Origin of the sequence: Vibrio sp. bablab_jr001 (assembly GCF_016464285.1) — a bacterium.
In the GTDB taxonomy this organism is placed as follows: Bacteria; Pseudomonadota; Gammaproteobacteria; order Enterobacterales; family Vibrionaceae; genus Vibrio; species Vibrio fluvialis.
Genome location: NZ_JACDWZ010000113.1, coordinates 159967 through 174061 on the forward strand (window position 1 = coordinate 159967; position 14095 = coordinate 174061).

Below are 14095 nucleotides of genomic sequence, written 5' to 3' on the forward strand. Positions count from 1 at the left end.
AGCGGCATGACACAACTTACAGTTAAAGCACTGAGTGAAGAAATTGGTACTCCAGTTGACCGCTTATTAGAGCAACTTGCTGATGCTGGTATGAAAAAATCAGGTTCAGACAGCGTAACCGAGGACGAGAAGCAGAAGCTTCTCTCCCATCTGCGCAAAGAACATGGCGAAGCATCAACGGCTGAGCCAACTCGTTTAACACTCCAGCGTAAGACCCGCAGTACACTGAGCGTAAATGCCGGTGGCGGTAAAAGTAAGAATGTTCAGGTTGAAGTGCGCAAAAAACGTACGTATGTTAAGCGCAGTACAATCGAAGATGAAGCGACACGTGAAGCTGAAGAAGCAGCAAACCGTGAAGCGGAAGAACAAGCGAAACGCGAAGCTGAAGAAGCACTGAAACGTGAAGCTGCTGATGCAGCGAAACGTGAAGCGGAAGAAAAAGCAAAACGTGACGCGGAAGAGAAAGCTAAACGCGACGCTGACGATAAAGTGAAGCGTGAAGCTCAAGAAGCAAAACGTGAGCGTTCTGCAGAAGATAAATCGAAGCAAGAAGCAGCGCGAAAAGAGGCCGATGAGCTAAAACGTCGCCAGGAAGAAGAAGCGAAACGTAAGGCGGAAGAGGAAAGTCGCCGTCAGCTTGAAAAAGCGCGTGAATTGGCCGAATTAAACAAAGAGCGTTGGTCTGCTGAAGAAGAGAAAAAGGGTGATATGCAAGAAGATACAGATTACCACGTAACGACTTCACGCTACGCTCGTGAAGCCGAAGATGAAGCAGACCGTCGTGAAGAAGGTTCAAGCCGTCGTTCTACCAAAGCGAACAAGAGAAAAATGTCTTCTCGCGATGATAAACAAGAACGTGATTCTTCTCGTACTCGTGGTGGTAAAGCCGGTCGTAAAGGTCGTATCAGCAAGCCTACGTCAATGCAACATGGTTTCGACAAGAGTGCTGTCGTTGCAAAATCTGATGTAGTGATCGGCGAGACTATCGTCGTGTCTGAACTGGCTCAGAAGATGTCAGTGAAAGCGACTGAAGTCATCAAAGTGATGATGAAACTGGGTGCCATGGCAACCATCAACCAAGTGATTGATCAGGAAACTGCTCAACTGGTTGCGGAAGAAATGGGCCACAAAGTTATCATTCGTAAAGAAAACGAGCTGGAAGAAGCCGTTCTGTCTGACCGTGATGACGAATTTGAGTCTGTGCCACGTGCTCCGGTAGTAACCATCATGGGCCACGTTGACCACGGTAAAACGTCAACACTGGACTACATTCGTCGTACGCACGTTGCGTCAGGCGAAGCGGGTGGTATTACTCAGCACATCGGTGCTTACCACGTTGAAACACCAAACGGTATGATTACCTTCCTGGATACTCCTGGACACGCGGCATTTACTGCAATGCGTGCTCGTGGTGCTCAGGCAACGGATATCGTTGTGCTTGTGGTTGCAGCGGACGATGGCGTAATGCCACAGACAGTTGAAGCGATTCAGCACGCGAAAGCGGCCGGCGTACCTTTGATTGTTGCGGTAAACAAGATCGATAAAGAAGCGGCAAACCCAGATAACGTGAAAAACGAACTGGCTGCCTACGATGTTATGCCTGAGGAGTGGGGCGGTGAGAACATGTTCGTTCACATCTCTGCAAAACAGGGTACCAACATCGATGCACTGCTAGAAGCGATTCTGCTGCAAGCTGAAGTTTTGGAACTGCACGCAGTGAAAGACGGTATGGCTTCTGGTGTGGTTATCGAATCACGTCTGGATAAAGGTCGTGGTCCGGTTGCAACGGTTCTGGTTCAGTCCGGTACTTTGCACAAAGGCGACATCGTACTGTGTGGTCAAGAATACGGCCGTGTACGTGCAATGCGCGACGAACTGGGTAACGAAGTGGAAGAAGCAGGTCCTTCTATCCCTGTAGAAATCCTGGGTCTGTCAGGCGTTCCTGCTGCAGGTGACGAAGCAACTGTTGTTCGTGACGAGCGTAAAGCACGTGAAGTAGCGAACTACCGTCAAGGTAAATTCCGCGAAGTGAAGCTGGCTCGTCAGCAGAAATCGAAACTGGAAAACATGTTCTCGAACATGGCTGCTGGTGACGTTGCTGAACTGAACATCGTTCTGAAAGCGGACGTACAAGGTTCGGTTGAAGCGATCGCTGACTCACTACTGAAACTGTCTACTGAAGAAGTGAAAGTGAACATCGTGGGTTCTGGCGTCGGTGGTATTACTGAGACAGATGCCGTACTGGCAGCTGCATCAAATGCTATCGTAGTCGGCTTTAACGTTCGTGCAGATGCGTCTGCTCGTCGTACCCTTGACGCAGAAAACATCGACCTTCGCTACTACTCGATCATTTACCAATTGATCGACGAAGTGAAACAAGCGATGAGCGGTATGCTGGCTCCAGAATTCAAGCAGGAAATCATTGGTCTTGCTGAAGTTCGTGACGTGTTCAAGTCACCGAAACTGGGTGCAATCGCAGGTTGTATGGTGACTGAAGGTACCATTAAACGTCATAGCCCAATTCGCGTACTGCGTGATAACGTTGTTATCTACGAAGGCGAACTGGAATCTCTGCGTCGCTTTAAAGACGACGTAGCAGAAGTTAAGAATGGTTACGAGTGTGGTATCGGCGTTAAGAACTACAACGACGTTCGCGTAGGCGACCAGATCGAAGTGTTCGAAACCGTTGAGATTCAACGCACCATCGACTAACCAACTAAAATTGCATTATCGGCAAGTTTAGGTTGTTGAATACACCATGGGGGGCTGGGTAAACCATCCCCCCATTCTTTCTATCAGTGAGAAAAGAATATGCCAAAAGAATTTAGCCGTACTCAACGTGTGGCACAGCAATTACAAAAAGAATTAGCGATGATTCTACAACGCGAAGTGCGCGATTCCCGTCTGGGTATGGTGACCATTTCTGACGTTGAAGTGTCTCGCGATCTGGCTTACGCCAAAGTTTTCGTCACTTTCCTGTGCGTGGGTGAGCAAACACCTGAATCGTGCCTGAATGCGCTGCGTGAGCACGAAGTGCACATCCGTATGATGCTGGGTAAACGCATTCGTCTGCGTCTGACGCCGGAAATTCGCTTCCACTACGACAACACCCTGGTGGAAGGTATGCGCATGTCAAACCTGGTGACCGAAGTGGTGAGTCAGGACAAGCGCAAGCAAAAAGATGCGGGTCGTGAGGACGAAGAGTAATGGCGCGTCGTCGTAAAGGCCGTGCGATCAACGGTGTTCTGTTACTGGATAAGTCAACGGGCATTTCGTCGAACGACATTTTACAGAAAGTGAAACGCCTGTTTTTCGCCGAGAAAGCCGGACACACAGGTGCTCTGGATCCTCTGGCAACTGGTATGCTGCCGATTTGTCTCGGTGAAGCGACCAAGTTCTCCCAGTTCCTGCTCGACTCCGACAAACGCTACCGCGTGATTGCCAAGTTAGGTGAGCGCACCGACACCTCAGACTCTGACGGTGAAGTGGTGGAAACACGCCCGGTGCATGTCGAGCGCGAAACATTGCTGGCCAAGATTGAATCATTCCGTGGCGAAACCGATCAGGTGCCATCGATGTTTTCTGCGCTGAAATATCAAGGACGTCCGTTGTACGAATACGCACGCCAAGGTATTGAAGTGCCGCGTGAAGCGCGCAAGATTACAGTGTACGACATTGTCCTGCATCGCTTTGAAGGCGATGAAGTGGAGATGGAAGTGCATTGCTCAAAAGGCACATACATTCGTACTATCGTTGACGATTTAGGCGAAATGCTGGGCTGTGGTGCTCACGTCACGATGCTGCGCCGCACTGGTGTGGCAAAGTACCCGTACGAAAATATGGTCACGCTGGAGCAACTCAACGAAATGGTTGAGCAAGCACAACGCGAAGATCGCTCACCTTACGAGATTTTAGATGCGTTGCTGCTACCAATGGATACCGCAGTGCAGGATTTGCCAGAGGTGAATCTGGTACCTGAACTGGTGCACATGGTACAACACGGTCAAGCGGTGCAAGTCTTTGGCGCGCCAAGTGATTGCTTCGTCCGTTTGACTGGCGGAGAGGAGAAACTCTTCCTGGGCGTGGGTGAAATGAACGACGATGGCAAAATTGCGCCGAAACGTCTGGTGGTTTACCCGAAAGACGCCGAGTAACCGTCTTTTTTGATCTTGTGCGAAGGGGAATAATTCCCTATAATTCGCGCTCCTCGTGTCGGCTGAATCAGAGATTGGCTGGCACAAATATAAACTTAACTCTTTAGGAGAGAATTATGTCTCTGAATGCAGAAACTAAAGCAGCAATCGTTGCTGAATACGCACGTGGCGAAGGCGACACTGGTTCACCAGAAGTACAAGTAGCTCTACTGACTGCTTCTATCAACCACCTACAAGGTCACTTCAAAGCGCACAAAGGCGATCACCACAGCCGTCGTGGTCTGCTACGCATGGTTTCTAGCCGTCGTAAACTTCTTGATTACCTGAAAGGCAAAGACCTGTCTCGTTACCAAGATCTAATCAAACGTCTAGGCCTACGTCGCTAATCAGTGGCTGCATAGTACAGTTTGTCTAAAAAGGGGCTATATGCCCCTTTTTTGTTATCTAAATTTGGCACATCTTTCGCAATGTAGTTTATACTACCCGCCGTCTGACTTGATGAAGTCAGCATTATCTAAACTCAAGGCATTACAGTCACCGTAAGTCGGCCAACAGGTCGCGGCTATTAAAAGCAGATTGGGCAATCAGTCCGTTTTTACTAGTCGCGATTGGTGATGTTTTGAGTCTTCAATTGATTCATCCAGGTATGCCCTGGAAAAGGAAAAACTCAATGTTTGAAAAACCAGTAGTAAAAACATTCCAGTACGGTAACCACACCGTGACACTGGAAACTGGCGTTATGGCTCGTCAGGCAACGGCAGCTGTAATGGTAACCATGGACGATACAGCTGTATTCGTGAGCGTGGTTGGTAAGAAAGAAGCCGTTGAAGGCCAAGATTTCTTCCCTCTGACAGTAAACTACCAAGAGCGTACCTACGCTGCAGGTAAAATCCCTGGAGGCTTCTTTAAGCGTGAAGGCCGTCCTTCTGAAGGCGAAACGCTGACTGCACGTCTGATCGACCGTCCAATCCGCCCGCTGTTCCCAGATGCATTTAAAAACGAAGTTCAAGTGATTGCGACCGTTGTGTCTGTTAACCCAGACGTGCAACCTGACATCGTGACCATGATTGGTACTTCTGCTGCGCTAGCGATCTCTGGTATTCCGTTCAATGGTCCTATCGGTGCTGCGCGTGTTGGTCACATCAACGGTCAATTGGTTCTGAACCCAAGCAACGCTGAGCTTGCAACATCGAAGCTTGACCTTGTGGTTGCTGGTACTGAATCTGCCGTTCTGATGGTTGAATCTGAAGCAGAAGTTCTGTCTGAGGAAGAGATGCTGTCTGCGGTTGTATTTGGTCACGATCAACAACAAACCGTGATCAAAGCGATCAACGAATTCGCAGCAGAAGTTGCGACTCCTGCATGGGATTGGGAAGCGCCAGCAGAAAACACTGAGCTGAAAGCGAAGATTGCTGAGCTGGCTGAAAGCCAACTGGTTGAAGCGTACCAAATCACTGAGAAAATGGCGCGTTATGACCGCATCCACGAAATCAGTGCTGAAGTCAGCGCGAAGCTGCTGGCTGAAGACGAAGAACTGAATCCAAAAGAAATCCACACTATCTTCCACGACCTGGAAAAAACTGTGGTACGTCGCAGCATCATCGCTGGCAACCCACGTATCGATGGCCGTGAAAAAGACATGGTTCGTGCACTGGACGTACGTACTGGCGTTCTGCCACGTACTCACGGTAGTGCTCTGTTTACTCGTGGTGAAACTCAGGCTCTGGTTACGGCGACTCTGGGTACTCAACGTGACGCGCAAATCATCGACGAACTGACTGGCGAGAAGAAAGATCACTTCCTGCTGCACTACAACTTCCCTCCATACTGTGTGGGCGAGACGGGTTTTGTGGGTTCTCCTAAGCGTCGTGAAATTGGTCACGGTCGTCTGGCAAAACGCGGTATTGCTGCGGTTATGCCTTCTATCGATGAATTCCCATATACAGTGCGTGTAGTATCTGAAATCACTGAATCAAACGGCTCGTCTTCAATGGCGTCTGTATGTGGCTCTTCACTGGCTCTGATGGACGCGGGTGTGCCAATCAAAGCATCGGTTGCGGGTATCGCAATGGGTCTGGTGAAAGAAGAAGATGACTTCGTCGTTCTGTCTGACATTCTGGGTGACGAAGACCACCTGGGCGACATGGACTTTAAAGTAGCGGGTACTTCAAACGGTGTGACTGCACTGCAGATGGACATCAAGATTGAAGGTATTACGAAAGAGATCATGCAGATCGCTCTGAACCAGGCGAAAGGTGCACGTCTGCACATTCTGTCTGTAATGGATCAAGCTATCTCTGGTGCTCGTGACGATATCTCTCAATTCGCTCCACGTATCCACACCATGAAGATCAGCGCAGACAAGATCAAAGACGTGATCGGTAAAGGTGGCGCAGTGATTCGTCAGCTGACTGAAGAAACAGGTACCACCATTGAAATCGAAGATGACGGCACGATCAAGATCGCGGCAACTTCAGGTGAGCAAGCGCAAGATGCGATTCGTCGTATCGAGCAGATCACTGCAGAAGTTGAAGTGGGTAAGATCTACACGGGTAAAGTGGCACGTCTGGCTGACTTCGGCGCATTCGTCACTGTACTGCCTGGCAAAGATGGTCTGGTACACATTTCTCAAATCGCTGACAAGCGTATCGAGAAAGTGTCTGACGTACTGTCTGAAGGCCAAGAAGTACAAGTTAAAGTTCTGGAAATCGACCGTCAAGGCCGTGTACGTCTGAGTATGAAAGAAGCGGTTGAAAAACCAGCTGAAGAAGCGACGGCTGCACTGGATGCACCAGAAGCTGAATAAGCGTCACTGTCTGGGTTAAAGCGCGATCTGTTTTCGCTTTTTAACGCCAAAGCATGTTATAAAGGGAGCGTCATTCGCTCCCTTTTTTAATGCGGGATAAACAGGAGTATCGATTTGTGAAATGGTTTCGAACCGCAACGGTCAGCGTAGCGCTGATGATTCTGGCAGGTTGTGCCACTAAGTCTTCGACGCAAAATACCCAATGGGTATATCCACCGATGGCGATTCCATTGCAAGCCAGTGTTCAGCAGGAAGTGCAGATTGCCCGCTTAACTCAACTGTTGCAACGTACGGATTTGAGCGACGAAGTGCGCGCGAAAATGTTATTCGAACGCGGCAATTACTACGACAGTGTCGGCCTCAGAGATTTGGCTCGTCTGGATTTTACTCAGTCACTTTCTCTCAATCCGGCACAACCGGATATCTTTAATCTGCTCGGCGTGTACTACACCGAAGCAGGCGAGTTTGATGCCGCTTATGAATCGTTTGATTCCACGCTGGAACTCGATCCGGAAAACTTCTATGCCGCCCGTAACCGCGCAATTGCCCTTTACTACGGAGAGCGTCCGGAGCTGGCTCTGGAAGAAATTACCAAACATTATCAGCAGGATCCGAGTGACCCGTTTCGCGCGCTCTGGCTGTATATCATTCAAAGCGAGCAGTATCCTGAACAAGCTCGTCAGGATTTGATGGCACGCTATCAACAACATGATGAGCAATGGGGCTGGGTACTGGTAGCTCTGATGCTGAATGAAGTCTCTGAGGAGCAGGCTTTCAAAGCTGTGCTGGGCGGTACTCGTGATAACAGCGCACTGGCACAGCACTTGACCGAAGCGTATTTCTATCTTGGCAAACGCTATCAGATGCAAGGTGACTATGCTCACGCAGTCTCACTCTATAAGCTGGCGATTTCCTTCAACGTGTATGAGTACGTCGAGCATCGCTACTCGTTCATTGAACTTGGCCGCATCTACCAACACTTACGCGATGTTCAATTGGCCAAGGCAAAGCCTGAAGCTGAATAAGTTGTCATCTTCATGTGACATTCCATCACTAAGATAAAAAGGCTGCTGATAAGGCGGCTTTTTTATTGCCTGTTGTTTTAAGTTTAGGCAAAATAGTTAGTCTATCTAACCAAGTGGCAAGATTCATGAGTTTAGGCATTCAACTGGAAAAACTGGAACGTTTCACGGCAAAAGTGTGGCGAAAGTACAGTAAAGAAGACCCAATCGCGCAGCTCAGTTTTAATGAGTATGACTACTTAAAAGTAATTCAGGGAGCACAGGAAGCGATTCGGCTGACAGATCTTGCCGCGGAACTGGAAGTGACTAAACCTTCTGCTTCTAATATGGTCAAGCGCCTAGAGCGGAAAGGCTTAGTTAGAAGGACTCGTTGCAGCGAAGATGCCCGCTCACATCGTTTTGAGCTGACCGAGCTGGCGGAAGAGCACCTTGAATCAGAAGCTAAGGTGTATCAAATCCTGGCCAACCGGGTGTCACAACATCTCAGTGATGAGGAGTCGGCAGTTCTTGGTATGTTATTGAGTAAAGCATTGCGTTAATTTTTTATATTTTTAGTTAGTCAGGCTAATTATATTAATGAGTGGTTGAATATGAATACGTCTATCTATCGTCAGTTTCTGCGTTACGCGATTCCGACCGTTGCAGCCATGTTGGTGAACGGCCTTTATCAGGTCGTGGATGGCATCTTTATCGGCCACTATGTGGGCGCGGAAGGTTTAGCTGGAATCAACGTGGCTTGGCCAGTGATTGGTACGATTCTGGGGATGGGAATGCTGGTCGGGGTGGGCACCGGAGCATTGGCCTCGATTAAACAAGGCGAAAAAGATCTCCACAGTGCCAAACGCATTCTTGCGACGGGGTTGCTGACGCTGGTGATGTTGGCGCCGATCGTTGCTACGATATTGTGGTTCTTCGCTGATGACTTTTTGCGTTGGCAAGGCGCTCAAGGGCGCACGTTTGAATTGGGCATGCAGTATCTGCAAATCCTGATCATCGGTTGTGTCTTCACTCTGGGGTCGATTGCAATGCCATTTTTGCTGCGCAATGACGACAGTCCGAATTTAGCCACATTGCTGATGGTGGTGGGCGCGCTGTGCAATATCGTGCTCGATTACGTGCTGATTGCTTGGTTGCAATGGGAGTTAACCGGAGCGGCGATTGCGACCGCGATTTCGCAGCTGATCGTCACCAGTCTTGGTTTTAGCTACTTCTTCTCAAAGCGTGCCAAACTGCGTTTAACGCGCGCTTGTCTGAGTATGGAGTGGCGCTATCTGCCGAAGATCTTTGCCATCGGAGTTTCCAGCTTTTTTATGTATGCCTACGGTTCAACCATGGTGGCGCTGCACAACAGCCTGATTATTCAGTATGGTAATGCCGTGATGGTCGGCGCGTATGCCATTTTGGGATATATTGTCACCGTGTACTATCTCACCGTGGAAGGTATTGCCAACGGGATGCAGCCGCTGGCGAGCTTTAACCATGGCGCGCGTCAGTACGACAACATTCGCCGCTTGCTGAAAGTCGCCATGAGCATTGCAGTGCTGGGCGGGGTGGTGTTTGTGCTGATGATAAATCTGTTCCCCGAACAGGTTATCGGCATTTTTAACTCAAACGATCCTCGTTTGATGGAAGGCGCGGTGTTTGCGCTCAAACTGCATATGTTTGCCCTGTTTCTGGATGGTTTTCTGGTGGTCAGTGCCGCTTACTATCAGGCAACCAATCATGGCGGCAAGGCGATGTTTGTCACCGTGGGCAACATGATGGTTCAGTTACCGTTTCTGTATATTTTGCCGAAGCTGTACGGTATTACCGGAGTGTGGATTGCGTTTCCGCTGTCGAATATCGCGCTCAGCTGCGTGGTCGGTGTGATGCTGTGGCGTGATGTCTCACGCTTAGGAAAAACGTCTGTACCTGCTTATGCTTAGTGAATTGACGTGCAAAGAAACCAAAAGGCTGAAGTAGAACTTCAGCCTTTTTAGTCAGATATTTTTAATTTCTAAACCCGCCAGTTGATGCCAGTAGCCGTTGCATTGGTGATGCTCCAGCGGTTGGGGCTTCTGGCCCTGTTCATTGGCTTTAAAACGCTCGAGATGGCCGAAGGTTTCCACCCCCAATGGACTGAGCCGCACCACATCCACCAGACTGCTCATCGCAGGCAGATCGTTGATGAGGTTATAGCAGTACCCCGATTGAGTCTGAATGCCGTTGAGATTAAATACCGATTGACCTTCCTGACTGTGAACCTGAATGCCGGTGGGATATTTAATACAGCAGGTTTCACACTCATCTTTGGCTCGGTTCTCGGCGCGCGCGGTAAAGCAACGCGCAGAGTAGGCCAGAGGCAGGTAACCGTGACTGAACACTTCGGTTTCAAATTTTCCACGGATGCCTAGCTGTTCACACTGTTCGAGAACGTTCGCCAGCCAGTCGCGAGAGAGTTCCACAGGCATACACCAGCGCGTCATCCCTTGTTTGAGAAACAGTTTCAGCGCATGGGCGTTGTAAGTATTGATCGCCGGGCCGACCACAAACGGAATGCCTTTTTCACTGGCCATTTGAATCGCGGCCATGTCATTAGCTTCCACGGCGAAATCGCCGTTATCAATGTACTTCTTCATCACATTGATTTCGCTTGGTGCTTCGAGCAGAGCCATGGTTGAGAGCACGACCTGCTTACCGGTTGCACTCAGCGCTTTGGCGATCTCCAGCCAGTGTTGCGGTTTCATTTCGCGACGCTTCGAACAGACGGTTTCACCCAGATAAATGATGTCCGCATCGCTGACACAAGCTTGTTGATAAAAGTGCTCAACGTCCTGTTTAGGCCAGAAGTAGAGCAGGGGACCAAGGGCGTATTTCATTGCATTCTCCACTTCGATTATTGCCACTGGCGATGATATGCGCCCAGTGTGGTCTGCGTGCCTTCCGAAACATTGGCCAGCGCAGCGTTCCACGCGGCTTCCACCTGATAAGCTCCCGGGTTAGCCAGATAGCGGTCGATGGCGGCACGCCAGGTTCGGGTCACTTGTTCGACATAAGCCGGGCTGCGCTGACGTCCTTCGATTTTCACTGACGCGACATTTGCAGCAAACAGCTCTGGTAATAGTGAAAGAGTATTGAGACTGGTGGGTTCTTCCAATGCATGGTAGCGCTTTTGTTCGCCGTCGAGCTCGGCTACAAAGCGGCCTTTGCACAGCGTAGGGTAGCCCGCATTCTCTCCGGCTGAATATTTGTCGATCAGGATTTCATTCAGGCGCGATTCAAGACCGGACGCGGTTTCCTGCCAGCGCACGTATTTGGCTGGTGAGCACGCACCGACGGTATTCGGTGATTCGCCGGTCATGTACGACGACAGATAGCAGCGACCTTCCGACATAATGCACAGGCTGCCAAAGGCAAACACCTCTAATTCAACATCTTGCGGAATGTTGCGCGAGAGCTGTTTGACCTGGTGAATCGACAGTACGCGGGGCAGAACAACACGCTTCACGTTGAAATTCTGCTTGTAGAACTCTACCGCTTTGACGTTGGTGGCAGAGGCCTGCACGGAGAGGTGCAGTTCCATGTCGGGGTAACGCTGGGCAGCGTAATCAAGAATGGCCACATCGGCGACGATCAGGGCATCAACACCCAAATCTGCAGCCTGATCCACCGCGTTTGTCCAGCGTTCAAAACCGTTCGGGTGCGCAAAGGTATTCAGCGCAACGTGGATTTTTTTACCTTGGTCATGCACGTACTGAACCGCTTTATCCAGCTTTTTACCGCTGAAGTTAAGGCCGGCGAAGTGACGCGCGTTGGTGTCATCTTTAAAACCGATGTAGACCGCGTCGGCGCCACAATCAATGGCCGTTTTGAGAGCAGGCAAGTTACCTGCGGGACAGAGAAGTTCCATTGCTCGGGTACTGTTTTCTAAGGAAAAGTGCCCGCATTTTATGAAGAATTATGAATACCGGATTTGATGTAAGGCAGGTTTCACTCAATAAAGGCGAAATTACTCACTTAGAGTGATTTACGGTGGCGTCGATGCTGCGAAAACAGCTCTTCCACTTCGTGCTTTGGCTGAGGCCGGTAGAAATGGAAGCCCTGAATGGAATGGCAGTTCAGGTTGGAAAGCAGTGTCGCTTGTTGTTGGGTTTCAACCCCTTCTGCCACGACAGTCAGATTGAGTGATTTACCCAAATTGATGATGTTTTCAATCACCGTGACCTGCTTGGGCAGTGTGTCGATGTCGGTGATAAATGCGCGGTCTATTTTCAGCTCATCAATCGGGAATCGGGCCAGATAAGCGAGCGATGAATAGCCTGTACCGAAGTCGTCAATTGACAGCGAGAACCCCAGTTTTTTGATGGCATTGAGCATTTGCAGCGTATGATCACTGTCGCTCATCATTGCGCTCTCAGTAAGCTCAAAGGTGATGCAGTTTGGATCCAAAGCGGTGGTACGCAACAGCTTCTCAAGGTAATCAATCAGTTGTGGGTTGCCAAACTGCTCGGGCGAAATATTGATCGCCACGCGGCCTGGCAGAATACCTTGCTGTTTCCAGCGTTTGACGGTCGCAAACACATCGCGCATCACCACGCGGCCAAGATGTTCAATCAAGCCTGCTTTTTCCGCGACCGGAATGAAGGCCCCCGGGCTGATATAGCCTTCAACCGGGTGTTTCCAGCGCACCAGAGCTTCGGCGCCGTTGATACTGAAATCACGCGCGTTCACTTTCGGTTGGTACCACACTTCGAGGCCATTTTGTTGCAGTGCTTTTTGCAGTTCAATTTCCAGCCACAAGCGCATGCGCGCTTCTTTATTCATTTGGTCATTGAACTTGATCAGACGGTTACGTCCGCGGTCTTTGGCTTCATACATCGCGGTGTCGGCGTTTTGCAGCAACACGCGTGCATCATTGCCGTCGCCCGGGTAGCGGACGCTGCCAATAGAACAGGCGAGACGTTTACTGAAGTGATGCAGATCGAACGGTTGGTTGATGAGCGAAATAATGCGCTCCGCCAGCATTTCCGCCGAACGGTTATGTTCGGGCTCTGGCAGGATCAAACCGAATTCATCGCCGCCGAGGTGGCCCAACACCGCTTGTGGCGGCAGCAGACGTTTAAGGCGTGAAGAGACTTCTTTAATGACTTTGTCGCCGATGTGATGCCCCAGCGAGTCATTGATATTCTTGAAGTTATCAATGTCGAGGTAGAGCATTACCAGCGGAGTATCGTTCTGAATCAGTTGTTCCAGACGTTTGGTAAAGCCCAAACGGTTATACAAACCGGTTAAGGTATCGATATGCATATCCGTTTGGGTCGTCGCGGACAGCTGCTTAGTCGCCTGCGACGCATCCTGAATCAGGATCAGTTGAGAATTGCTGCCCAGAACACGAGTAGTGCCAGCGTTCAGCTGAACTTTACGCTCAAAGCCGCAGCGCGGACCTGTGAGGCAAACCAGAGGGGCTTCAGACAACAGCAGCCCGATTGGCGTAGTAAATACGGCTTTGGTTTTCTCATCTATAAACAGGCGTGACAGCTCTTCACCGAGAAGATCGGACGTGTCATCAAAACCGAGCAAACGAGCGGATGATGGGTTGGCAGAAATGATGCAGTCGTCTTCCACCAACAGTAAGCCATCCGGCAGCAGAGTAGTCAGGGTCGAGAACTTGTTCTCCGACTCTTCCAGCGAGCGGATTAGGATCTGTTTTTCGGAGGTGTCTATGGCGTGAAATACCACATATTCAACTTGGTTGTCGTTGAGTATCGGGGACAGGGAAAAGTGCAGGCTGGTCTCTAGATCGAGTTCATGCAGCGTCACTTCCGCTTCGAGAGTTTCTCCGTTAAACGCACGAGAGTAATACGGTTGGAGATGCTGGTAGAAGTGTTCACCCAAAACCTGAGTGTCGTTCATACCAATCAAGTCGTCAGCAGGAAGGCCGGCGATATCGCAATAGCGCTCATTGACCAGAACATACTGATGTTGGTCATTAAGCAGTGCAAAAAAGAACGGACTATTCGACGTAATTTTTGCAAACCAGTGCTGTATATTTTGCGAGGGCATGTGCGAAAGCATCAAGATACTACCAACCGTCCAGAGCGCGTACTATTCATTGAACTTGTTACTCTTACAAG

11 protein-coding genes are annotated in these 14095 nt (G+C 49.9%); 8 read left to right on the top strand and 3 right to left on the bottom strand.

Annotated elements, in window-relative coordinates; translation table 11 throughout:
• Nucleotides 1-6 precede the first annotated feature (6 nt).
• From infB to JIG40_RS22395, 8 genes are all read left to right on the top strand, one after another.
• Entirely contained in the window at nucleotides 7-2712 is a 2706-nt protein-coding gene (gene infB, locus JIG40_RS22360; RefSeq protein WP_020332047.1) for a translation initiation factor IF-2, read from the top strand.
• A gap of 99 nt (nucleotides 2713-2811) precedes the next feature.
• On the top strand, nucleotides 2812-3207 hold the full coding sequence (gene rbfA, locus JIG40_RS22365; protein ID WP_020332048.1) for a 30S ribosome-binding factor RbfA: 396 nt from the start codon (nucleotides 2812-2814) through the stop codon (nucleotides 3205-3207).
• A complete protein-coding gene (gene truB, locus JIG40_RS22370; protein WP_020332049.1) occupies nucleotides 3207-4154 on the top strand; it encodes a tRNA pseudouridine(55) synthase TruB in 948 nt (315 codons plus the stop codon). The genes rbfA and truB overlap by 1 nt, the downstream gene beginning before the upstream one ends.
• 116 nt (nucleotides 4155-4270) lie before the next feature.
• Nucleotides 4271-4540, top strand: coding sequence for a 30S ribosomal protein S15 (gene rpsO, locus JIG40_RS22375; RefSeq protein ID WP_020332050.1), 270 nt, complete (start codon nucleotides 4271-4273; stop codon nucleotides 4538-4540).
• A 284-nt stretch (nucleotides 4541-4824) separates the two neighbouring features.
• Nucleotides 4825-6960 (top strand): polyribonucleotide nucleotidyltransferase, encoded by a 2136-nt coding sequence (pnp, locus tag JIG40_RS22380; RefSeq protein ID WP_020332051.1) that lies wholly within the window; start codon nucleotides 4825-4827, stop codon nucleotides 6958-6960.
• A gap of 116 nt (nucleotides 6961-7076) precedes the next feature.
• Complete coding sequence (gene nlpI / locus JIG40_RS22385; RefSeq protein WP_020332052.1) at nucleotides 7077-7985, top strand: lipoprotein NlpI; 909 nt, start codon at nucleotides 7077-7079, stop codon at nucleotides 7983-7985.
• A gap of 125 nt (nucleotides 7986-8110) precedes the next feature.
• Nucleotides 8111-8521 carry a MarR family transcriptional regulator gene (locus tag JIG40_RS22390; RefSeq protein WP_020332054.1) on the top strand — a complete coding sequence of 137 codons (411 nt, stop codon included), beginning with the start codon at nucleotides 8111-8113 and terminating at the stop codon, nucleotides 8519-8521.
• Nucleotides 8522-8572: 51 nt separating this feature from the next.
• Entirely contained in the window at nucleotides 8573-9907 is a 1335-nt protein-coding gene (locus JIG40_RS22395) for an MATE family efflux transporter (RefSeq protein ID WP_171933889.1), read from the top strand.
• Nucleotides 9908-9961: 54 nt separating this feature from the next.
• Here the strand turns inward: JIG40_RS22395 and JIG40_RS22400 are convergent, their stop codons facing one another.
• The 3 genes from JIG40_RS22400 to JIG40_RS22410 form a co-directional block, all read right to left on the bottom strand.
• Complete coding sequence (locus JIG40_RS22400) at nucleotides 9962-10840, bottom strand: U32 family peptidase (protein ID WP_044363958.1); 879 nt, start codon at nucleotides 10838-10840, stop codon at nucleotides 9962-9964.
• Nucleotides 10841-10857: 17 nt separating this feature from the next.
• A complete protein-coding gene (locus JIG40_RS22405; RefSeq protein ID WP_024374248.1) occupies nucleotides 10858-11871 on the bottom strand; it encodes a peptidase U32 family protein in 1014 nt (337 codons plus the stop codon).
• A gap of 107 nt (nucleotides 11872-11978) precedes the next feature.
• Nucleotides 11979-14024, bottom strand: coding sequence for an EAL domain-containing protein (locus tag JIG40_RS22410; RefSeq protein ID WP_024374249.1), 2046 nt, complete (start codon nucleotides 14022-14024; stop codon nucleotides 11979-11981).
• Between the last annotated feature and the right edge of the window lie 71 nt (nucleotides 14025-14095).